The organism is Nonomuraea sp. WAC 01424 (genome assembly GCF_003947315.1).
Taxonomy (GTDB): Bacteria; Actinomycetota; Actinomycetes; order Streptosporangiales; family Streptosporangiaceae; genus Nonomuraea; species Nonomuraea spiralis.
In genome coordinates this window covers 897,983-919,583 of sequence record NZ_QHHZ01000001.1, presented here as the reverse complement: position 1 = coordinate 919,583, position 21,601 = coordinate 897,983, and the positions used below count along the sequence as shown (strand labels likewise).

Genomic DNA, 21,601 nt, shown 5'->3' with positions numbered 1-21,601 from the left:
CTGACAACGTGTGGTTAATAAGGCTGCAACCCGGCTGCAAGCGCGACAAATAGCGTTATCGGTAAGCAAGCCGCCGGGCCGCGCGATCACGCTTGCCCACCGCAGGGGCATGGGCAAGACCGTGGAAGATCACGCGGCCTGCCGCTTGCCGCGCGGGCCGCCTGCCGGGTAGCCGTTCGAGCCGCTTGCCGGGCCGCCGTGCGGGCCGTTGTCCGGGGCGCCGGTCAGGAACGGCTCCAGGAGCCCCGGGACCGTGTGCGCCGCCAGGTCGAGCCCGTCGCCGCGGCCCACGTCCAGCACCTCGTAGTGGCCCCCGCCCGCCGCCGTGCAGGCCGAGACGGTCAGCAGGCCGGAACGCCGCTGGAAGTACGACTGCCTGAACGTCCAGCCGGTGACACCGGCCCGGTCGAGCGCCACCGTACGACGGACGACCGCGCCGGCGCGCACGACCAGGTGCCGCCCGCCGAGCGCGTGCCCGAGACCCCGATGCCCCTCGGCGGCCAGCCACAACCCCACGGGCAGCGCCAGGACGGGCACCGTCCAGACCCACGCGCGGGGCCACGACGCGGGCAGCAGCCACCAGCCGAGCCCGGCGCACGCCGCCAGCACGACCGCCGTCACCAGCGCCCGCACGACCCGCCGCCGCCGCGCGGCCGGCGGGTGCGCCGTCAGCGGCGGGACGCCCGCGCCCGCGATCGAGGCGGCGACGCGAGCCGCCTCGGCACGGGGGAGCGGCGGCGTGAGCGCGGCGACGTCCTCGGTCTCGTCCTCCTTCTTGGCCAGGCCGGTCGCGACGGCCTTGACGCGCGCGCCGCCGCCCAGCCGGAGCAGCAGCGGCTCGCTGATCTCGACGCCGCGCAGCCGGCGTTCCTCCAGCGTCAGCGAGCGCGTGGTGAGCAGCCCGCGGCGCAGCCTGAGCCGGCCGGGCTCGCGTTCCAGCCGGTAACGGCCCCAGGACTCGGCGAACAGCAGGAACGCCCCGAGCGCGCCCACGGCCGCGTTGAGCGCCAGCAGCAGCGGGACCGCGAGCCAGGGTTGCCCGCTCACCCAGTCCCACAGGCCGGACGCCGTCCGCGTGGTGACGTCCTTGAGCCCGATGGCGTCCAGCGCCTTGTAGGCCGCGCCCAGGACCACCGCGGCTCCCGTGAACGTCCAGACCGACAACGGCGCGTACCGGATCCACGACCAGCGCAGCTCGGCCAGGGGGCCGTCCTCGGGCGCGGGCGCGTCCTGGCGCAGCAGCGTACGGCGCAGCGTCTCGGCCGCGTGCCGGTCCAGGGCGTCCAGCACCAGCTCCGAGCCCTCGGCCGCGTGCTCGCCGGTGCCCACCTTGACCACGGTCAGGCCGAACGCCCGGCGTACCGGATCGGCCCGCAGGTCCACGCTGCGCACCCGATCCAGGGGGATCGAGCGGTGTTGCCGTACGGTCACGCCCGAGCGCAGCTCCAGCCGGTCGTCGGTGAGCCGCCAGGCGGTCGTACGCAGCCGGGCCGTCTCGTAGGCCAGCGCCGCGGCCACGATCAGCACGGCCGCGCCCGCGCAGACGGCGACGATGCCGCCGAGCTCCCAGTCGCGGCCGGTCAGGAAACGCGCCAGCCCGGCCCCCGCGCCCGCCACGAGCGCCAGCGACCTGGCGCCCGCGTTCCACAGGCTCCGGCGGGACAACCGCCGCCAGCCGGTCACGTCGCGTCCCCGGGCGTCGCCTGGGTCCGCGCGGTGAGCCGTTCGGCCAGGTCGGCGGCCAGGTGGTGGTCCAGCGCCGTGATCTTGATCGCCCCGGCGGAGGAGGCGGTGGTCACCGTGACGTCGGCCAGCCCGAACAGCCGCTGCACCGGCCCCCGCGCGGTGTCGACCCGCTGGATCCGCGACATCGGCGCCACCCTCCACGTGTGCGTGAGCCACCCCTGGCGGGTGTAGACCGCCTCGTCGGTGACCTCCCACCGCTGCATCCGGTAGGCCGCCCGCGGCTCGGCCAGCGCCACCAGCAGGCACAGCGCGGCGAACGCCCCCGCCGCCACCCCCAACCCCACCGGACGCTCCGTGAACAGCAGGTACGCCCCCATGGCCGCCACCGCCACCGGCACCAGGAGGAGCAGCCATTGCACCGTCCACCAGGCCACCGCCCGGCGGTCGGGCCGGTTCCGGGGCGGACGCAGCGAGGTCGTGCTCATCGCCCTTCCTTCGCCCGGCCCGCCGAGCCGGCCACCGCGAGCAACGCGAACCCCAGCACCCCCATGACGACGGCCGCGAAGACCTCGTAACCGTCGAGGAACGGCAGCAGGTTGACCACGAGCAGGCCGTGCGCCCATTGCCACCATCCGAACAGGGTGTTCATCAGGCCGCCGATCCCCTGCAGGACCAGCAGCCAGCCGAACACCTCCGCGATCGCTTTCATGCCACAACCCTCGTCCCGCGGGCGGCGGCCCCGCCTCGGCCATCGGTCTGCGGCGACACCGACTTTGGTCGCTGTCGCCCGGTCCTGCCCAGGGCATAACCTCGACGAATGTGAGGGAGCTGCGGGGGGAGGGCGATCCGGCCCTGGAATACCGGTGGGCGTTGCCGTCGACGCTGCTCGGCGACGGCCGCGGGGGCCGGGTGCGGCGTTCGACCCTCGACTGGGTGTCCGACATCATGCTGTTCCTGCTGGCCAGCGGCCTGACGTTCATCAGCATGGAGGAGCTCAGGAACACGCCCGAGCCGCTGATGGCCATCGAGCAGATCGTGGGGGCGCTGGCGTGCGCGGGCGTGTGGCTGCGGAGGCGCTGGCCGGTGGGGTTCGCGCTGGTGACGATCCTGCTGTCGTCCTATCTGGAGCTGGTCGGCGGGGCCTCGCTGGTGGCGCTGTTCACCGTGGCGGTGCACCGGCCGTTCAAGGTGTCGGGGCCGGTCGCGCTGCTCGGCCTCGGCACGCTGGCTCCGTACGTGCTGCTGCGGCCCCAGGAGGACCTGGAGCCGCAGTGGGGGGCGGCGTTCGGGGTGACGATCGTGGTGGCCGTGTACGGCTGGGGGATCGTCATCCGGGCCAGGCGGCAGCTCGTCTGGTCGCTGCGGCAGCGGGCCGAGACCGCCGCCGAGGACGCCAAACGGCTCGAACGCGAGCGCATCGCCCGCGAGATGCACGACGTGCTGGCCCACCGCATCTCGATGCTGAGCCTGCACGCCGGCGCGCTGGAGTTCCGGCCGGACGCGCCCGCCGCGGAGGTCGCCAGGGCGGCGGGGGCGATCAGGAGCAACGCCCACCTGGCGCTCCAGGACCTGCGCGAGGTGATCGGGGTGCTGCGCCACACCCCGCCGGGCGCCGGCGACCCGGTGCCCGACCGGCCGCAGCCCACGCTCGCCGACCTGCCCACGCTGGTCGAGGAGTGCCGCCAGGCGGGCATGGACGTACGCCTCGACCTGAGCGCCGGTGACGGCGCCCCGGCGGCGCTCGGCCGCAACGTCTACCGCATCGTGCAGGAGGCGCTCACCAACGCGCGCAAGCACGCGGACGGCGCGCCGGTGAGCGTGACCGTGGCGGGGGAGCGGGGCGAGGGCGTCTCGGCCGAGGTGCGCAACCCCGTGTGGACGCGGCACGCGCCGCGCATGCCGGGCGCTGGGGCCGGGCTCATCGGGCTGACCGAGCGGGCCGGCCTGGCCGGCGGACGGCTGGAGCACGGTGTGCGGGGCGGCGAGTTCCGGGTCAGCGCCTGGCTGCCGTGGCCGCGGGAGACGGACGGGGACGACAGTTGAGCGACGGAGGGCGGATGGACGCGCCGATCAAGGTGCTGATCGTGGACGACGACGCGATGGTGCGGGCCGGGTTGTCGATGATCCTCGGCGGGGCCGCCGACATCGAGATCGTGGGCGAGGCGGGCGACGGGGCCGAGGTGCCGCCGCGGGTGGCCGAGCACCGGCCCGACGTGGTCCTGATGGACATCCGCATGCCGGGCGTCGACGGGCTCGCCGCGACCGAGGCGCTGCGCCGCACCGCCTCGCCGCCCGAGGTCGTGGTGCTGACCACGTTCCACGCCGACGCCCAGGTCGTACGGGCGCTGCGCGCGGGGGCGGCCGGGTTCCTGCTGAAGGACATCGCGCCCGGCGACCTGGTCGACGCGATCAGGCGGGTGGCCGCGGGGGAGCCGATCCTGTCGCCGGCGGTGACGCGGCAGCTCATCTCGCACGTGTCCGACGGGGGCGGGCGCGACCGTACCGAGCGGGCGCGGGGGTTGCTCGGACGGCTCAGCGAGCGGGAGCGCGAGGTGGCGCTGGCGGTGGGCCAGGGCAGGTCGAACGCCGAGATCGGGCGCGAGTTGTTCATGAGCGTGCCCACGGTCAAGGCGCACGTCTCGCGCATCCTGACCAAGCTCGACCTGAACAACCGGGTGCAGATCGCGTTGCTGGTCTACGACGCTAGCGGGTGAGCAGTTCCTCGATGGCGGCCCGGTGCAGCACCAGGTCGTCGGGGTCGTCCGGCATGGGCTGCTCGCCGAAGTGGATCCTGCGCTGCCACACCCTGGCCATGATGATGCCGTGCCGGAGGGCGGCGTACATTTCATAGAAGTCCATGTCGCGGGGCTCGTAGCCCGTTATTTCGCGATATTTCTGGCAAACGTCGTCGCGGCGCATGAAGTCCGGCATGCCTGGCACGCCCAGCGTGACGGCGAGGTCCTGGAAGAAGCGGTGCAGGAAGATCATCCAGGAGACGTCCAGCTCGCGCGGGCCCACGGCGGCCATCTCCCAGTCGAGCACCGCCACTGGACGGAAATCCTGGTACATCACGTTGCCGATCCGGGCGTCGCCCCAGGTCAGTACGTCGGGACCGGGGTCGTCCGGCCAGTGTGAGCCCAGCCAGTCGAAGGCCCGCTCCAGCACGGGGATCGGCCGCTCCCCGTGCGCCCACCGGTAGTAGGCACGCTGGGCCTCGACGTGGGCGCGCAGGCCGTCCGCGCCGCCGGGGACGACCGGGCCGAGCACCCCGACGTCCTCCGCCGTGAACGGCGTCTCGTGCAGGGCCGCCACGAGCCCGACACTCGCGTCCTGGAGCCGCCGCCGGTCCCCGGGTGCGGCGTCGTGCAGCCACCCCCCGAACGTGTACGGCATGACATCGGGCGGCACCTCGCCCTCGGCCCGTTCCATGACGAAGAACGGCGTCCCGAGCGGCCCGGGGTCGGGCTCGAACCAGAGCGGCCTGGGCGCTGGGATCCCAGCTTTCTCCCTGGCCAGCCGCATGACCTCGAACTGGGCCCGCAGATCGTAGGAGGGGAACACCGGAACGGCTTCCCGCGCAGGTGCGAGCCTGGCCACGCACCGCCTGCCGGCGCCGTCCCACGTGGCGGTGAAGAAGAGCGTCTCGCTGGACATCCCGTTGCCGGAGGGCCGGGACAACTCCGAGACCGTGGCGTCACCGCCCACCCGGCCGCGCAGCCAGCGGGACGCGCGCTCGCGCAGTTCGTCCAGGTCACGGGTTGATGTACGCATCTGTTCCGTCACCACTCACCTCCACGCCCGGCCGCTGCCCCGGCTCAGTCGTATACCCCCTACCAAGCGCTTGTCTAGGTTCAAGGGACCGTTACGGTCAGGTACGGGAGAGCCGTACCCTTGTCTGAAAGGGCATGTCACGAAGGGACAAGTGGGATGAGTTCAGCGGGTGAAGGCCTGTCTCGCCCGCTTCCTGAGCAGGTGCGCCTCAACGTCGTCGACCTGGCGGCGCAGGTGCTCGGGACGATGCCCGCCGTCTCCGTGCCGGCGCCGCTGCGCGGGATCGCCAAGTTCGACCCCCGCAAACGCGCCAAGCTCGGCAGCGCGCCGATCGCCGCGCAGCTGGAGAACGACAAGAAGTTCCGTGAGCTGGTCGCCGAGTCCGTGGCCGCAGGCTGGCCCGAGCTGGTCGCCTCCCTGGCCGAGGGAAACGTGCCGCCCGCCGCCGATCCCGTGCTGGTGGCGGCGGCGGCCTATCTGACCAGGCCGCCGGGCTGGGCGGAGATGATCGAGGCCGCCCGCGCCGACCTTGAGCAGTCCGCCGTGGCCGCCGAGGGCTCCGAGCGCGAGGAGGCGGTGACGCGGCTGCGCGAGCAGCTGGCCGCGCAGAAGACCGCCGCCAAGGAGGAGGCCGACCGGCTGCGCGAGCAGATCAAGGCGGCCCGCGCCGAGAACTCCGACCTGAGACGCAAGCTCCACGAGGCCCGCGAGCGCGCCAAGGCGGCCACCCGCAGGTCCGAGGAGATGGAGCAGGCCGCCGACGACGCCCGCCACGCCGCCTCCACCGCCGGCAACGCGGGCGAGGCCGAGCTGCGGCGGCTGGTCGGGCGGGTGGCCGACGTGGAGAAACAGCTCGAAGCCTCGCGCCGGGCCGCCCGCGAGGGCCGCAGCATCGAGGACGCCCGCATCAGGGTGCTGCTCGACGCGCTCCAGGACGCCTCGGCCGGGCTGCGCAGGGAGCTGGCCCTGCCCACCACGATCAGCAGGCCCGCCGACTCGGTCGCCGCCAGCACCGGCGAGCGGCCCGGGGTGCGCGGCGTGCCCGCGCGGGCGCTGGCCGACGACGACCCGCAGCTCCTCGACCAGCTGCTCGCGCTGCCGCAGGTTCACCTGATCATCGACGGCTACAACGTCACCAAGACCGGCTACGGCACGCTCACCCTCGCCGACCAGCGCAACCGGCTGATGACCGGCCTCGGCGGGCTGGTCGCGCAGACCAGGGTCGAGGTGACGGTGGTCTTCGACGGCGCCGAGCTCAACGCGCCGGTGCAGGTGGTGGCGCCGCGCGGGGTGCGGGTGTTGTTCAGCGCGCCGGGCGAGATCGCCGACGACCTCATCCGCCAGCTCGTCCGGGCCGAGCCGCCCGGACGGGCCATCGCGGTCGTCTCCTCCGACCGTGAGGTGGCCGAGTCCGTACGCCGGATGGGCGCCAGACCGGTTCCGTCTGGTTTGCTGCTGCGCCGGTTGGGCCGCGCATAAGTTACGAATTAGCACCTTTGGTGAGACCCCACTCGCCACTTCTGTACTATTTCGCCCCAGGTGGAATCCCCTGGGAGGCGACGCTGTGAGGGTTGGCCGGGTGGCGGTGGCCGCGGGTCTCGCGATCGGACTGATGACGGTTCCGGCGGGTACGGCACTCGCTGATCCCAAGCCCACGGTCAAGCAGGTCAAGGCGAAGCTCGACAAGCTCAACGACAAGGCCGACAAGGTCGTCGACCGGTACAACACGGCGACGGAGCAGTACAAGAAGGCCAAGAACGCCTACACCAAGCTGAACGACCGCTACAAGCAGAAGCTCCAGACGGTCGCCGAGCTGCGCGCCGAGGTCATCAGGGTGGCGGTGGACGCGTACAAGATGGGCGGGGACGTCACGTCCTGGCCCGGCATGGTCGGCGCCGACAACCCCGACCACCTGCTGTCCGGGCTGGCGATGGCAGGGCAGATCTCGCGCGAGCGGCTGGAGAAGCTGGCCGCCTTCGACCGCGAGAACAAGGGCCTCAAGGACGAGCGCGACAACGCCCAGACCGCGCTGGCGGAGGCGGACGAGGAACGGGACTCGGTCCAGAAGGAACGGGCCGAGGTGCTGAAGCTGATCGGCGAGCAGAAGAAGCTCCTGGACAAGCTGGACGCGTACAACCCCGGCAACCCCAACAGCACGGGCATCAAGTACACCGGGCCCGCCTCGGGCAGCGCGGCCGCCGTCCTGCGCTTCGCCTTCGCCCAGGTCGGCAAGCCCTACATCTACGGCGGCACGGGCCCGCGCGGGTACGACTGCTCGGGCCTGACCCAGGCCGCCTGGCACGCGGCGGGCGTCTCCCTGCCGCGTACGACGTGGCAGCAGTGGGCGTGGGGCGCCGGCCGGAAGGTCGACATCAAGGACCTCCAGCCGGGGGACCTCATCTTCAGCGAGGGCCTCGGTCACGTCAGCATCTACGCGGGCGGCGGCAAGATCGTGCACGCGCCGCAGACGGGCGACGTCGTCAAGGTCGTCCGCCTCGCCGACTACGGCCGCCCGCTCGTCGGCGCCATCCGCCCCTGAGGCCGCCCCTGGGGCCGTCCTCGGGCGTGCCCTTCGGGGCGGCTGACAGCGCTGTCGGTCAGTACGGGACGAAAGGTGCGAACGGGACGAACGGGTCCTGACAACCGGGTGCTCCAGGAAGTGTGAGAAGGGTCACATTTGAATAACGGAACCTCTTCTCCAGCAGGACTTCCGTTCTTTACTCACCCCTTTATCTGATCTTTACAACCTGACTGGGACTTTGCCCAACCTTGACCCTTCCGCGTAGCTTCTGGCGTCGCGGCGAACACGCCATGGTCGCTGTGATCAACAAAAATCCGTCGGTCGCCACCGATATCCCCATTCAGACAAACCCATCAGGCGGCGACCTGCCGAGTCCGTGCAGCCAGGAGGCACGGAGCCGGGGACCCAAAGATCCCGTTATCCCCCGGGATCAGGGGTGAATCGGCGCTTCATCGCGCCGTAGGGCGACTTCCAGGCCCGAATCCGTCAGCTAACCCGGTAGGCGTTCGTGGAAGACACGAGGAGAAATCCTGTCTACCTCCCTGCATAACCCCCGTCTGTCCCGTCTCGCCCTGAAGGGCGTCGCACTCACGATGACCGTGACGGCCGGAGGTGCGGTTCTCCATGCCGTACCGGCCGGGGCGCAGACGGCGAGCGAATCGGCGCTCACGGCGGTGTCCACCACCGCAAGGGCGGCCACCGCCAAGTCGGCGAAGACCACCAGGTCCGCCAGGTCGGCCAAGGCGGCACGAGCCGCCCGGCAGGCGTCGAAGGCCCGCAGGGCAGTCTCCGCCGCCAAGCACCAGATCGGCGACCCGTACCGGTACGGGGCCACGGGTCCTGGTGCGTTCGACTGCTCCGGTCTCGTCCAGTACGCCTGGAAGAAGGCCGGGGTGAGACTCCCTCGCGTGACGAGCAGCCAGTTCGCCCGCATCAGGCACAAGGTCTCCTGGCGCAACCTCAAGCCGGGCGACCTGATGTTCTTCAACGGGCTGGGCCACGTCGGCATGTACGTCGGCCACGGCAAGATGATCCACTCGCCGCGTACCGGCCAGCGGGTGCGCATCGACAAACTGGGCGGATGGCGGAAGTCGTCGTTCGTCGGCGCGGTGCGACCCGGCGCGTGACCACAGGCTCCTGCCCGGACCCTCCCCGGTCCGGGCGGGGGCCTGTCGCGTGTCCGGCCTCCTGGAGGACTCGTGTGCCCGGCGTCCGCGAAGGCCGGGGCGTGCGGTCGGTGGGGGCGGCTAGCATCGGGCCGTGTCCTCGCAGGTGCGTCCGTCCCCTCGCGGCGCGCGGCTGCTCCTGCCCGTCCTGTTGCTGGCGGCGCTGCTGACGGCCGCCGACGTGCCGTACGCCGCCGTCCTGCCCGCCGGGGCGCGCGGGTTGTGGGGCGAGGGAGGTCAGGTGGCCCGAGCCGGGCGTTCCGTGGTCGTCGGGCGGCACGCCGCGCCCGGACTGCTCGCCGACCTGGCCCGCCGTGCCGACCTCGCCGGCCGCCGGGTCTCGGCGGTGCTCGGCCGGCCGGTACGCCCCCTGGTCGTCGTACCGGACTCCGACGCCGAGGCGGCCGGGCTGGCCGGCACGGGACGGCTCGACGGGCTGGCCGCGGTCGCCGACGGCGGCCCGGCGATCGTCGTGCCCGGCTCCTTCGCGCGGCTCACCCCCACCGGACGCGACGTCGTGCTCACCCACGAGCTCACCCACGTCGCCGCGGGCACCGACCGCCTGCCCGTCTGGCTCTACGAGGGCTTCGCCGACTACGTGGCCTACCGCGACGCCGGGCTCCCCGTCAGGACCGCCGCCGCCGAACTGGCCGCCGAGGTGCGGGCCGGACGACTGCCGAGCGAGTTGCCCGGACCTGCGGCTTTCGCTCCGACCGCCGCGGATCCCGGACGGCTCGCGCGGGCGTACCAGGAGGCGTGGCTGGCGTGTCGATTCCTCGCGGACCGGTTCGGTGACGGGACCCTGGTACGGCTCTACCGTGATGCCCGCGTGGCCGGCGTCGATCAGGCGCTCGCATCCGTGGGGCTCACCGCCGCGACACTGGCGGCACGGTGGCGCGAGTACGTACGAGAGCAGCTCGCGTGAAGGGGAGGCAGATGAGCGAGCGGAACGACCCGCCCAGGGAGGCGGACGAGCCCGCCGCGGCGGTCGCCAGAGTGGCCGACGAGCCCGGTACGGCGGTCGAGGCGGGGCACGGCGGAGGTGTGGCCATCAGAGACGACGACGGCGCCACCACCGGCGACAACAGCCCCACCGGCCCACCAAGCTCTGCAAACGGCACCCCGGCCTCATCGGCCCAGGCGGCCTCGGTGGGCGCGGTGGGTTCGGCGGGTTCGGTGGGCTCGGCAAGCTCCGGTCCTGGTGAGCCGTCCGGTCACCCCGACGACGCGGAGGACCCCGACACCCACCCGGCCGCGGCCCCGGACGCCGACGCGGACGCCGACCCGGACGCCGAGGACCCGCGCCACCTCCCGCCCCCCACTCCTGACGACCGCCCCCACGCGGCGGCCACCCCAGGAAAGGACGCCCCGGAAAAGGGCGCCTCAGGGAAGGACACCTCGGGGAAGGGCGCCCAGGGGAAGGACGCTGAGGGGCCGGTCGGGGACGGGAAGTTGGTGGGGGCGGCGGAGCATCTGGTGGAGCGTGAGCGCCGACGCGCCGAGTCCCGCTCCAGGCGGGCGGCCGGCGCCGCCCTGGCCCTGGTCGGCGGCGTGATCCTGGCCGTGGCCGGGTTCACCACCCCCTGGCGGGTCCTGGCCGCCCCCGCACCCGCCGTGGCCCCCGACCCCGCCCGCGACTTCAGCGCCGCCCAGATCGCCAGGTCGCAGGCGTTCGACGCGGCCACCAGCCTGCCTGGCTACCTCTCGCTCGGCCTGACGGTCCTGTTCGCCGGGCTGCTGGTGCTGACGCCGTTCTCGGCGAAGGTGCTGGGTGTGCTGAGGGGCCCGTGGTGGCTGCGGGTGGTGCTCGGCGTGGTGGTGCTCACCGCGATCACCGAAGCGCTCAGGTGGCCGCTCGGCATGTGGTTCGAGACGATCATGCGCGACTACGGCCTGTCCACCCAGGACTGGGCGGGCTGGACCGCCGACCGGCTCAAGAACACCGGCGTCAGCGTGGTGCTGCTGGCGATCATGTTGCTCGCCCTCGTGGCGCTGGCGCGCAAGGTGCGGCGCTGGTGGATCCCGGCCGCCGTGGGCGCGTTCGCGCTCACCGTGGGCGTGTCGTACGTCTACCCGGTGGTGTTCGAGCCGCTGTTCAACGACTTCACCTCCATGCCGCAGGGCACGCTCCGGACGGAGCTGCTGGCCATGGCCGAACGGGACGGCGTCCCGGTCGAGGACGTGCTGGTCGCCGACGCCTCTCGGCGTACCACGGCGCTCAACGCGTACGTGTCGGGCTTCGGCGCCACGCGCCGCATCGTCGTCTACGACACGCTGCTCAAGGCGCCGGAGTCGGAGGTCGAGCTGGTGGTGGCGCACGAGCTGGGCCACGCCAAGCACGCCGACGTGCTCGACGGCACGCTGCTCGGCGGCCTGCTGGCCGGGTTCGGGGCGATCGGCCTGTTCCTGCTGGTCGGCCCGCTGCGGCGGCGTACGGGGATCGCGTCGGTGGCCGACCCGCGCGCGGTCGGCGTGCTCATGGGCGTGATGACCCTGGCCTCGCTGGTCTCCGACCCGGCCCAGAACCTGATCACGCGCCACGTGGAGGCCCGGGCCGACGTGCACGCCCTCGACCTGACCAGGGATCCGGCCACGTTCGTCGCGATGCAGAAGCGCCTGGCGATAACCAACATTTCCGACTTGTCGCCGGATGCGGTGGAATATGTGCTCTATGCCTCCCATCCATCCAGCCCCGAGCGCATCGCCATGGCCCGCTCGTGGGCGAGACTGAACGGCGTCCCCGAACCGTGACCGACGTGGTCATCGTGACGAACGACTTCCCGCCCAGACCGGGCGGCATCCAGTCGTTCGTGCACGGACTCGCGCTCCGCACGCCGGGTGTGGCCGTCTACGCCCCCACCTGGCCGGGCTGCGAGGAGTTCGACCGGCGTCAGCCGTACCGGGTCGTGCGGCACCCGACGCGGCTGATGTTGCCCACCCCGGCCGTCGCCCGCGCGGCGGCCGGGCTGGTGGCCGAGCATCGCGCCACGACCGTGGTCTTCGGCGCGGCCGCGCCGCTCGGCCTGCTCGCCCCCCGCCTGCGGGCGGCGGGCGCGCGGCGCGTCGTGATGCTCACCCACGGCCACGAGGCGTCATGGGCGGGCGCGCCCGGCTTCCGCTCGGTGCTGCGCCGGATCGGCGCGCACGCCGACGTGGTGACCTACCTCGGCGACTACACACGCGAGCGCCTGGCGGCGGCCATCCCCCCGCACAAGCTCGTACGGCTCGCGCCCGGAGTGGACACCGGCCAGTTCCACCCGGACGCGGCCAAGGCGGCGCTCGGCCTCGACGGCCGGCCGGTGGTGGCCTGCGTGTCCAGGCTGGTCCCGCGCAAGGGCCAGGACCAGCTCATCAGGGCCTGGCCCCGGGTGCTGCGCGCGGTGCCGGGCGCGGTGCTGCTGCTCGTCGGCGGCGGGCCGTACCGGGCGCGGCTGGAGCGCTTGGCGGGCGGGCACGAGTCCATCAGGTTCACCGGTACGGTCCCCGCCGCGAGCCTGCCCGGCTACTACGCGGCGGCCGACGTCTTCGCGATGCCCTGCCGTACCCGCTGGAACGGCGTGGACGTGGAGGGCCTCGGGATCGTGTTCCTGGAGGCGTCGGCGACCGGCCTGCCGGTGGTCGCGGGCAACTCCGGCGGCGCGCCGGACGCCGTACGGCCGGGGGAGACCGGGCTCGTCGTGGACGGCGAGGTCGTCGCGGACGTGGCGCAGGCACTCGTCGACCTGCTCGGCGACCCCGGACGCGCCCGCAAGATGGGCACCTGCGGCCGCGACTGGATCACCCGCGAGTGGACGTGGGACCAGGCCGCCGCCCGCTTCCACGCCCTCCTCTGAGCCCGCTCCTACCCCTTGGTCGACCCCAGCGTGAGCCCGGCGACGAACTGCTTGTGCAGGAGCTGGAAGACGATCAGCGTGGGCAGCGCCACCAGCACGGACCCGGCCGCCAGCAGGTTGTAGTCGGTGAAGAACTGGCCGCGCAGGTTGTTCAGCGCGGAGGTCACCGGCAGCTTGTCGCCCGAGGACATCAGCACCAGCGCCCACAGGAAGTCGTTGTACATCCAGGTGAACTGCAGGGTGGACAGCGCCGCCAGCACCGGCCGGCACAGCGGCAGCGTGAGCCGCCAGTAGCGTTTCCACACGCTCGCCCCGTCCACGAGTGCCGCCTCGGTGATCTCCTCCGGGATCGTGCGCATGAAGTTCGCCATCACGAAGACGCAGAAGCCGAACTGGAACGCGACGTGGATGAGGATCAGCCCGAGGTAGGAGTCGTAGAGCGACTGGGAGTCCGACAGCCAGGCGGGCAGCGGGACCAGCGTGTACAGGGTGTAGAGCGGGGTGATGAGCACCTGCGGCGGCAGCAGGTTCCCGGCGGTGAACACGATCAGCAGCACCTTGCGCCCGGGAATGCGCAGCCGCGCGATGGCGAACGCCGTGAACGAGGCCAGGAACAGCGTGACCAGCACGCCCGGGACGACGATGATCAGCGTGTTCAGGTAGTAGTGCGGCAGTTCGGCCTGGCCCCACGCCTTGGCGTAGTAGTCGAACGTGAGGTGCTCGGGCAGCGAGAAGTAGCCGAGCCTCGCCGTCTCCTCGTACGGCCGCAGCGAGGCGTAGACCGACAGGGCCAGCGGCAGGAGCCAGCCCAGCGCCACCAGCGTCAGGAAGGCGTGCAGCAGGATCCGCAGCGGCCGCACGGGCCGGCGCGCGGGCGCCCGCCGGTCCTGGGCCGGGGGAGCGGGGGCGGGCGCGGTGAGCGTCATCGCTCCTCCTTGAACAGCTGCGACAGGTACGTGACGATGAACCCGAGCGAGATCACCAGCAGGATCACGGCGATGGCCGAGCCGAAGCCGATGCGGCTGGCCTCGCCCACGATGTTCTCGGTGACCAGCACCGACAGCAGCTCCAGGCCGTTCCTGCCCTTGTTGATGGCGTAGACGATGTCGAACGCGCGCAGCGCCTCGATCACGGTGATGACCAGCACGATCACGTTGACCGGCCGCAGCGTCGGGAACACCACGCGGAAGAACGTCTGCGACTCGTTGGCCCCGTCGATGGCGGCGGCCTCCTTCAGCGCCGGGTCCACGGCCTTCAGCCCGGCCAGATAGATGATCATGACGTAGCCGACGTGCCGCCAGCCGGCCGCGACCATCACGACCCAGATGTTGATCGACCGGTCGCCCAGCCAGTCCACGGTCAGCCCGGTCACCGCGTTCAGCACGCCGTAGTCGGAGGAGTAGACGAGCTGGGCGATGAAGCCGACCACGGCCAGCGACAACACGACCGGCAGGTACAGGGCGCTCTGGTAGACCCGCGACAGGCGCAGCCGCCGGTCCAGCAGCACCGCGCAGAACAGCCCGAACGGCGTGGCGACCAGCCCCAGGAAGCCCAGCCACAACACGTTGTTGCGCACGGCCGACCAGAACGGCGGATACTCGGTGGCCAGGTCGTGGTAGTTGCGCCCGCCCACCCACTCGATCGGCCCGATGCCGTTCCAGTCGGTGCCGGACAGCGCGGCGGAGGCCAGCGTGGGCCCCCAGATGAGACCCACGTTGACGATGACGGCCATCCCCAGCCCGATGACCAGGATGGTCACGTCGCGGGCGGAGTAGCGACGGGTTTTGACGGTCATCAGCGGAAGATGTTGGCCTTCTGCTTCTCGATGCTCACCAGCAGGGAGTCGATCTCGTCCGGCTTGCCGACGAACGACTGCAGGGACGGGATCATCACGGTGGAGGCGAAGTCGGGGCGGGTGTCGCGGTCGAGGAACTGGGCCAGGTGGGTGGCCTGGGAGACCAGCTCGGCGCCGCGCTTCTGCAGGGCGCTGTAGCCGCTGGTGTCGGCCTTGGAGCTGGACGCGAGCGTGCCGGGGTCGAGCTTGGTGGCCTCGTTCTGGGAGGAGCCCTTGGCCAGGTGCTTGAGCAGCGCCTTGGCGCCGTCCACGTTCCTGGCCTTGGCCGAGATCATGTAGCCGTCGATGGGGGCGTCGATCGAGTCGGTGCCGTAGGCGGGGTTGATCTCGGGGAAGGTGAAGAAGTCGATGTCGTCGCGGTCGGCCTCGGGGAACTGCTGGGCGACGAACATGCCGAGCAGCATCATGCCGGTCTTCTTCTGCGCGAGCGACTGCCCGGCCTCCTGCCACGTACGCCCGAGCGCGGCCGGCTGGTGGTACTCCATCAGTCCCCGCCAGGTGTCGAAGACCTGCTTGACCCGAGGGTCGGTCCACGACTCCTTGCCCGCCATGAGCGAGATGTGGAAGTCGTAGCCGTTCGTACGCATGTTCAGGATGTCGAACGTGCCCATCGCCGGCCAGCCGTCCTTGTCGGCGAACGCGAACGGGATCAGCCCGTCGGCCTTCATCTTCCTGGCCAGCGCGGTGAGCTCGTCCAGGGTCTTGGGGGGCTCGTACCCCTTGGCCTGCCACACGCTCTTGCGGTAGAAGACCGCCCACGGGTAGTAGGTGAACGGCACGAAGTACTGCTTGCCGTCGACGCCGGTCGACTGGTCCTTGAACGCCTGCGTGTAGTCGCCCCCGATCTCCTGCCACACGTCGGAGATGTCGGTCGCGAGCCCCTGCTCGGCGAAGAACTGCATCCGGTAGCCGGCGAACCAGGTGAACACGTCGTCGGGCGTGCCCTTGAGATAGCGGTTGATGTTCTCCTGGAACGTGTTGTGGTCCACCGTGTTGATCTTCGTGGTGGCCTGGGCGAAGCCCTTGAGCACGGTCTCCAGGGACTTCTTGGGGATCTCGTCCGAGGCGTTGGATCCGATCGTGACCGTGCCCAGGCCGTTCGAGGACCTGCCGGGCGCGGTGGAGGTGCTGTCGGACCCGCAGCCGACGAGAACGGCGGGCACGCCGAACGCGGCGGCTCCGAGAAGTAGATGGCGGCGGGAGATCGGCATGCGTTGGTCCATGATGGTTCCTCCTTGCCGGACCCTTCAGATTCCCCCGAGTTCGCTCACACCCATTCATCGAAAAACGAACATCCACGACTGTCAACGCACGATTTCATGACGGTTTCGACGCATTCACCGGGTCGGTGCCATGTCATGATGCGAACGGGATGGTGTCGGAACCTGTTGGGATCTGGTGATGCGATGCTCGCCCCACAGCGTCAGCAGGCGATCCTGGACCTCGTCCGGCAGAACGGCGGCGTCCGGGTCGTGGACCTGGTGCGCACGTTCGGCGTCTCCGACATCACGATCCGGCGCGACCTGGAGACGCTGGCCGACCGGGGCCTGCTGGCCAAGGTGCACGGCGGCGCCACCACCATCGGCTCCACGAACGAGCCCGGCTTCGCCGCGAAGTCCGTCCAGCAGGAGGAGGAGAAGCGGGCCATCGCCGGGCACGCGGCCACACTGGTACGCCCGGGGACGGCCGTGGCCCTGTCGGCCGGCACCACCACCTGGACGCTCGCCCACCACCTGGGCTCGGTCGCCGGCCTGACCATCGTGACGAACTCCGTCCGGATCGCCGACGTCTTCCAGCACGCCGGCCGGCCCGACCAGACGGTCGTGCTCACCGGCGGCGTACGCACCCCCTCGGACGCGCTCGTCGGCCCGGTCGCCGTGGCCGCGATCCGGCAGCTCAACGTGGACCTGCTCTTCCTGGGCGTGCACGGCATGACCGTCCGGGCGGGCTTCACCACCCCGAACATGATGGAGGCCGAGACCGACCGGGCCCTGGTCGAGGCGGCCTCCCGGCTGGTGGTGCTGGCCGACCACACCAAGTGGGGCACGGTGGGCATCAGCACGATCGCCGAACTCGGCGAGGCCGACGTGGTCATCTCCGACACCGGCCTGCCGGGGCCGGCCAGGGACGCGCTGTCGGAGCGTGCGGGCCGGCTCGTCCTGGCGGACACGCGGCCCGTCACCAGATGACGGGCCGCGCCGTGGGCTTCGGCGGCGGGGCCGTCGGCCTCACGCGGCAGCCGCCGAGAGCCGGTCGTACTGCTCGTCGGAGAGCTTGACCGACAGGGCGGCCACGTTCTCCTCCAGGTGCCCGATCGAGGACGTGCCCGGGATCGGGATCACCGTGGGGGAGCGGCGCAGCAGCCAGGCCAGCGACGCCTGGGCCGGGGTGACGCCGATCTCGGCCGCCACCGCCGCCAGCGGCGTGCCGGGCCCGGCGTGGGAGCCCGCCGCGATCGGGAAGAACGGCAGGAACGCGATGCCGTGCGCGGTGGCGTGCTCCACGACGTCCTCGTGCTGCCGGGCGGCCAGGTTGTACAGGTTCTGCACGGCCGCGATCGGCGTGATCTCCGCCGCCTGGCGCAGTTCCTCGGCGCTCACCTCCGACAGGCCGATGTGGCGGACCTTGCCCTCGTCCCTGAGCTGCTTGAGCGCGCCGATCTGGTCGGCGAGCGGGTAGGCGGGGTCGAGGCGGTGGAGCTGCAGCAGGTCGATGCGTTCCACCCGCAGCCGCCGCAGGCTCAGCTCGGCCTGCTGGCGCAGGTAGGCCGGGTGGCCGAGCGGTACCCACTCGGCGGGCGAGGGCCGCAGCACGCCGATCTTGGTGGCCACCGCCACCCCGTCCCCGTACGGGTGCAGCGCCTCGGCGATCAGCTCCTCGCCGGCGCCGAGCGCGTAGGAGTCGGCGGTGTCGAAGAGGTTCACGCCCACCTCGACCGCCCTGCGCAACAGGGCCACGGCCCCCGCCCGGTCCGCCGGGGCCCGCCAGATGGGCGCCTCCAGGGCCGAACGCGCCGGGTCGGGGGCGTCGGCCAGCCGCATGGCCCCGTAGCCGATGCGGCGTACCTCCAGGTCTCCGCCAATGGTGAACGTCTGTACAGTTTCGCGAGGAATTTCTCTCATGGACGTCACGCTAGAAGCTCACATAGATGTGAGATGCAAGCAGGTGTGAGGAGCATCACGTGAAGATCGGCACGCTCTCCGCGGAGACCGGGGTCAGCCCCCGGCTGCTGCGCTACTACGAGGAGCAGGGGCTGCTGACCTCGTACCGGGCCGAGGGCGGCCATCGGCGCTACGACCTGGACGCGCCCGTCGTGGTCCGGCGCATCCGCACGCTGCTCGCCGCCGGCCTGCCGACCAGAGTGATCAAGGACGTGCTCCCGTGCGCCTCCGGCTCCGGCGAGGTGCTGGACGCGTGCACGCTCGACCAGCTCCGCGGCCGGCTCACCGGCCTGGACGAGCAGCTCGCCGAGCTCACGGCCACCCGCCAGGCCCTGTCCGCGATCCTGACCGCCGGCGAGCGCGCCGGCACCCTGGCCGGAGCCGCCGCCTGACATCCGGGGCGCATCCGGGGCCGGGGCAGACGACTGTCACCTTGAGGGGTGATGTCACGCTCCGTGCCTGATGTCTAGAGTTCGACACATGGCGGACCGCCCCCGGATGACCCTGCCGACGATGCTGGTGCTGCGCGTGCTGCTGGCCGACCCGGCCGAACGCCGCTACGGGCTGGAACTGTGCGAGCTCACACGCCAGCACTCCGGCACCGTCTACCCGATCCTGGCCCGGCTGGAGCGCGAGTTCGGCTGGCTCGAACGCCGCGTGGAGTCCCCGGCCGAGCACCTGCCCGAAGGACGCCGCGCCCGCCACTACTACGTGCTGACCGAGGAAGGCGCCGTACGCGCCCGCGCCGCCCTCGACGAGGCCGAGCGCTCCCGTACGGTCCCCAGCCTCCGGACGGCGACGACATGACCGGCCCGCCCACCCCGCCGCCCTGGCTCCGCGCCGGGCTCATGGCCGGATTCACCCCCGGCGAGCGTGACAGGATCCGGCGTGCCCACGAGTTCGCCGCCCGCCGCCACGCCGGTCAGGTACGCAAGAGCGGCGAGCCGTACATCACCCACCCGGTCGCCGTGGCGGAGATCGCCCTCGACGCCGGCCTCGACTGCGACGTCGTCTGCGCCGCCCTGCTGCACGACGTGATCGAGGACACCGGATGCGCGGCCGGGCTGATCCGCGCGGAGTTCGGCGACGAGGTGACGGCCCTGGTGGAGGGCATGACCGCGCTGGAACGCGGGCCCGAGCAGGCGGTTCTCGACGTGGCCGACGACCGCGTCCTCGCGCTGAAGGTGTTCGACCGGCTGCACAACATGCGTACCCTCCAGCCCCTCGACCAGGCGAGGCGGGAGCTGAAGAGCCGGCAGACCCTCGCCGTCGTCGCCCCGGTCGCCGCGCGGCTCGGCCTGCGGGCCGTCGCGGCCGAGCTCGAATCGATCGCCCGCCGCAACCTGCCCGGGGACACGGCCTGTCGCGTGCTCGCCCTCGGCTCGTTGCTCCTGCCCAGGGCCCACAGGGACAGCCACCTGGACGAATGGCTGGGCGAGCTCGACGTGCTGCGGGACCGCCGGGCCCGCGCCCGCTTCGCGTTCGGGCTGGTACGCGCCCTGCCCGCGCTGTCACTGACCCTGCGCCGCCCACCCTCCGGTACGGCGCCCGCCCCGCTGCCGATCGCGCAGCTCCGGGCCACCGGCCGCAGGGTCCTGTGCTGGATCCTGCGCTCGGAGCTGCGTACGTGGACCCCTCTGACGCTGCTGCTGGCCTGGGTGGTGCTGGAGGCCGCGCGGAACAGCCCGGCCGACGCGGTGGTCACCCTCGTCACCGTGCCTCCCGTGCTGCACGCGGGCGTCAGGAGCCTGCGCGCCAGGCTCGGCCCCCCACCGTGAGCACGGCGGACCGGCCGAGCCGCCACCCGGCGGGTCAGTGGCCGTAGAGCTCTTCGATCTCCTTGGCGTAGTCGCGCATCACCAGGTTGCGCTTGACCTTGAGCGTCGGCGTCAGGTGGCCGCTCTCCTCGGTGAGGTCGCCGTCGAGGATCGTGAACTTCTTGATCTGCTCGGCCTTCGACACCGTGCCGTTGGCCCGGTCGACCGCCTGCTGGATCTGCGCCAGGACCGCCGGATCGGTACGCAGCTCGGCCGTGCTCCGGCCGGCGGGCGTCGCCTCGGGGTCGAGCGTGATCAGCGCGCCGACGAACGGACGCCCCTCACCGACGATCATGGCCTGGGAGATCAGCGGGTGGGCGCGCAGCGCGTCCTCCAGCGGGCCGGGGGCCACGTTCTTGCCCGCGGCCGTCACCAGGATCTCCTTCTTGCGGCCGGTGATGCGCAGGTAGCCGTCGGCGTCGAGCTCGCCCACGTCGCCCGTGTGGTACCAGCCTTCGGCGTCGACCGCCTCGGCGGTGGCCGCGTCGTTCTTCCAGTAGCCCTGGAAGACGTTGCGGCCCTTGGCCAGGATCTCGCCGTCGTCGCCGATGCGGATCGTGACGCCGGGCAGCGGCTTGCCGACCGTGCCGATCTTGTTGGCGCCCGGCATGTTGACCGAGACCGGGGCGGAGGTCTCGGTCAGGCCGTAGCCCTCGAAGACCTCGATGCCGACGCCCTTGAAGAAGTGGCCGAGCCGCTCGCCGAGCGCCGAGCCGCCGGAGACCGCGGCCGACAGCCGGCCGCCGGTGGCCGCGCGCAGTTTGCCGTAGACCAGCCGGTCGAACAGCGCGTGGCGCAGCCGCAGCCCGAGCGGCGCGCCGCCCGAGCTCTCGGCCTTGCTCCAGGCCACCGCCACGTCGGCGGCACGGGCGAAGATCTTGCCCTTGCCGCCCGCGAGGGCCTTCTGCTCGGCGCCGTTGTAGACCTTCTCGAACACGCGCGGCACGCCCAGCAGGAACGTGGGCTTGAAGTCCTGGAGATCCGGGGCGACGTTCTTCATGTTCGGGGTGTGGGCCATGATCGCGCCCGACTCGACCAGCACCACCTGGATCATCCGCGCGAAGATGTGCGCGAGCGGCAGGAACAGCAGCGCCGCCGGGTCCTTCGAGCTGAACAGCCGGTCCAGCGGGCCGCGCAGCACGTTGAGCGCGGTGAACAGCAGGTTGTCGTGCGTGATCCGGCAGCCCTTGGGACGGCCGGTGGTGCCCGAGGTGTAGACGACGGTGGCCAGGTCGGCGGAGACGACCTTCTTCCTGCGCTCCTCCACGGCCGAGTCGGGCACGCCGTCGGCCTCCAGCCGCCCCTCGACCCGCCAGATCGCCTTCAGCTCCGGCGCCGCCTCGCGTACGGTCTCCTCGTGCGCGTCGAGCTCGACGAAGGCGGCCTTGGCCTCGCTGTCGGCCAGGATCCAGCGGACCTGCTCCACCGAGGAGGTCTCGTAGATGGGCACGGTGACCCCGCCCACGGTCCAGATGGCGTAGTCGACCAGCGTCCACTCGTAGCGCGTGCGCGACATCAGCGCGACCCGGTCGCCGTGCTCGATCCCGGCCGCGATGAGCCCCCTGGCCACCTCGACCACCTGGTCGCGGAACTCGCCCGCGGTCACGACGGGCCAGCCGCCGTCGGTCTTGCGGCGCATGATCACGGTGCCGGGCTCCCGCTCGGCCCGGTCGAAGACCGTGTCGGGCAGGCTCGCTGAGGCAGGCACATCGACCAGGACGGGGACGCTGTACTCGCGCACGAACTTTCAACTCCTCTTCGGGGACGGCCTGGACGTTACCGCCTTAAGTT

21 protein-coding genes and 1 riboswitch are annotated in these 21,601 nt (G+C 72.0%); of the genes, 12 read left to right on the top strand and 9 right to left on the bottom strand.

Features of this window, described 5'->3' with window-relative positions; genetic code table 11:
- Positions 1–129: 129 nt before the first annotated feature.
- The 3 genes from DMB42_RS04365 to DMB42_RS04355 are packed head-to-tail and all read right to left on the bottom strand — an operon-like array spanning position 130 to position 2,395.
- Complete coding sequence (locus DMB42_RS04365) at positions 130–1,683, bottom strand: PH domain-containing protein (protein ID WP_125630757.1); 1,554 nt, start codon at positions 1,681–1,683, stop codon at positions 130–132.
- Positions 1,680–2,171, bottom strand: a complete 492-nt coding sequence (locus DMB42_RS04360) for a PH domain-containing protein (RefSeq protein WP_125630755.1) — start codon at positions 2,169–2,171, stop codon at positions 1,680–1,682. Before DMB42_RS04360 ends, DMB42_RS04365 begins: the two co-directional genes overlap by 4 nt.
- Positions 2,168–2,395, bottom strand: coding sequence for a hypothetical protein (locus tag DMB42_RS04355; protein ID WP_125630753.1), 228 nt, complete (start codon positions 2,393–2,395; stop codon positions 2,168–2,170). Before DMB42_RS04355 ends, DMB42_RS04360 begins: the two co-directional genes overlap by 4 nt.
- A 110-nt stretch (positions 2,396–2,505) precedes the next feature.
- On the opposite strand from DMB42_RS04355, the gene DMB42_RS04350 reads away from it, so the two are divergent.
- Both DMB42_RS04350 and DMB42_RS04345 read left to right on the top strand, forming a co-directional pair.
- A complete protein-coding gene (locus DMB42_RS04350; RefSeq protein ID WP_260477474.1) occupies positions 2,506–3,729 on the top strand; it encodes a sensor histidine kinase in 1,224 nt (407 codons plus the stop codon).
- A gap of 14 nt (positions 3,730–3,743) precedes the next feature.
- Positions 3,744–4,400: a response regulator transcription factor gene (locus DMB42_RS04345; protein ID WP_125630751.1), complete on the top strand. Its 657-nt coding sequence runs from the start codon at positions 3,744–3,746 to the stop codon at positions 4,398–4,400.
- Here DMB42_RS04345 and DMB42_RS04340 read toward each other — a convergent pair.
- The gene (locus DMB42_RS04340; RefSeq protein WP_185844450.1) at positions 4,390–5,457 is read right to left on the bottom strand and encodes a phosphotransferase family protein; all 1,068 of its coding nucleotides are present in this window, start codon (positions 5,455–5,457) and stop codon (positions 4,390–4,392) included. The two genes, DMB42_RS04345 and DMB42_RS04340, sit on opposite strands and share 11 nt — an antisense overlap.
- A gap of 156 nt (positions 5,458–5,613) precedes the next feature.
- Here DMB42_RS04340 and DMB42_RS04335 point away from each other — a divergent pair, with 156 nt between their 5' ends.
- The 6 genes from DMB42_RS04335 (at position 5,614) to DMB42_RS04310 (ending at position 12,977) form a co-directional block, all read left to right on the top strand.
- Complete coding sequence (locus tag DMB42_RS04335; protein WP_125630747.1) at positions 5,614–6,936, top strand: NYN domain-containing protein; 1,323 nt, start codon at positions 5,614–5,616, stop codon at positions 6,934–6,936.
- A gap of 133 nt (positions 6,937–7,069) precedes the next feature.
- Positions 7,070–7,996, top strand: a complete 927-nt coding sequence (locus DMB42_RS04330; protein WP_260477472.1) for an NlpC/P60 family protein — start codon at positions 7,070–7,072, stop codon at positions 7,994–7,996.
- A 338-nt stretch (positions 7,997–8,334) separates the two neighbouring features.
- Positions 8,335–8,498, top strand: a riboswitch (cyclic di-AMP (ydaO/yuaA leader).
- A 154-nt stretch (positions 8,499–8,652) separates the two neighbouring features.
- Entirely contained in the window at positions 8,653–9,105 is a 453-nt protein-coding gene (locus tag DMB42_RS04325) for a C40 family peptidase (RefSeq protein ID WP_260477471.1), read from the top strand.
- 133 nt (positions 9,106–9,238) lie between these two features.
- Complete coding sequence (locus DMB42_RS04320; RefSeq protein ID WP_125630743.1) at positions 9,239–10,069, top strand: hypothetical protein; 831 nt, start codon at positions 9,239–9,241, stop codon at positions 10,067–10,069.
- Between the two features lie 11 nt (positions 10,070–10,080).
- The gene (locus DMB42_RS04315) at positions 10,081–11,895 is read left to right on the top strand and encodes a M48 family metallopeptidase (protein ID WP_185844449.1); all 1,815 of its coding nucleotides are present in this window, start codon (positions 10,081–10,083) and stop codon (positions 11,893–11,895) included.
- Positions 11,892–12,977 carry a glycosyltransferase family 4 protein gene (locus DMB42_RS04310; RefSeq protein ID WP_125630741.1) on the top strand — a complete coding sequence of 362 codons (1,086 nt, stop codon included), beginning with the start codon at positions 11,892–11,894 and terminating at the stop codon, positions 12,975–12,977. The genes DMB42_RS04315 and DMB42_RS04310 overlap by 4 nt, the downstream gene beginning before the upstream one ends.
- Before the next feature lie 8 nt (positions 12,978–12,985).
- Here DMB42_RS04310 and DMB42_RS04305 read toward each other — a convergent pair whose 3' ends face one another.
- From DMB42_RS04305 to DMB42_RS04295, 3 genes are read right to left on the bottom strand one after another with little or no spacing between them, the layout of a single operon-like run.
- A complete protein-coding gene (locus DMB42_RS04305; RefSeq protein WP_125630739.1) occupies positions 12,986–13,903 on the bottom strand; it encodes a carbohydrate ABC transporter permease in 918 nt (305 codons plus the stop codon).
- Positions 13,900–14,772, bottom strand: coding sequence for a carbohydrate ABC transporter permease (locus DMB42_RS04300; RefSeq protein ID WP_125630737.1), 873 nt, complete (start codon positions 14,770–14,772; stop codon positions 13,900–13,902). Before DMB42_RS04300 ends, DMB42_RS04305 begins: the two co-directional genes overlap by 4 nt.
- Entirely contained in the window at positions 14,772–16,055 is a 1,284-nt protein-coding gene (locus DMB42_RS04295; RefSeq protein ID WP_260477470.1) for an ABC transporter substrate-binding protein, read from the bottom strand. The genes DMB42_RS04300 and DMB42_RS04295 overlap by 1 nt, the downstream gene beginning before the upstream one ends.
- Before the next feature lie 183 nt (positions 16,056–16,238).
- Between DMB42_RS04295 and DMB42_RS04290 the strand changes: the two genes are divergently transcribed.
- Complete coding sequence (locus DMB42_RS04290; RefSeq protein ID WP_125630735.1) at positions 16,239–17,021, top strand: DeoR/GlpR family DNA-binding transcription regulator; 783 nt, start codon at positions 16,239–16,241, stop codon at positions 17,019–17,021.
- A 39-nt stretch (positions 17,022–17,060) separates the two neighbouring features.
- Here the strand turns inward: DMB42_RS04290 and DMB42_RS04285 are convergent, their stop codons facing one another.
- The gene (locus DMB42_RS04285; protein WP_125630733.1) at positions 17,061–17,954 is read right to left on the bottom strand and encodes an aldo/keto reductase; all 894 of its coding nucleotides are present in this window, start codon (positions 17,952–17,954) and stop codon (positions 17,061–17,063) included.
- Positions 17,955–18,013: 59 nt separating this feature from the next.
- On the opposite strand from DMB42_RS04285, the gene DMB42_RS04280 reads away from it, so the two are divergent.
- From DMB42_RS04280 to DMB42_RS04270, 3 genes are all read left to right on the top strand, one after another.
- A complete protein-coding gene (locus tag DMB42_RS04280) occupies positions 18,014–18,385 on the top strand; it encodes a MerR family transcriptional regulator (RefSeq protein WP_125630731.1) in 372 nt (123 codons plus the stop codon).
- 88 nt (positions 18,386–18,473) lie between these two features.
- Positions 18,474–18,800: a PadR family transcriptional regulator gene (locus tag DMB42_RS04275; protein WP_229824043.1), complete on the top strand. Its 327-nt coding sequence runs from the start codon at positions 18,474–18,476 to the stop codon at positions 18,798–18,800.
- Complete coding sequence (locus DMB42_RS04270) at positions 18,797–19,771, top strand: HD domain-containing protein (RefSeq protein WP_125630729.1); 975 nt, start codon at positions 18,797–18,799, stop codon at positions 19,769–19,771. The genes DMB42_RS04275 and DMB42_RS04270 overlap by 4 nt, the downstream gene beginning before the upstream one ends.
- 34 nt (positions 19,772–19,805) lie before the next feature.
- Here the strand turns inward: DMB42_RS04270 and DMB42_RS04265 are convergent, their stop codons facing one another.
- The gene (locus tag DMB42_RS04265; protein ID WP_125630728.1) at positions 19,806–21,551 is read right to left on the bottom strand and encodes a long-chain fatty acid--CoA ligase; all 1,746 of its coding nucleotides are present in this window, start codon (positions 21,549–21,551) and stop codon (positions 19,806–19,808) included.
- Positions 21,552–21,601 lie beyond the last annotated feature (50 nt).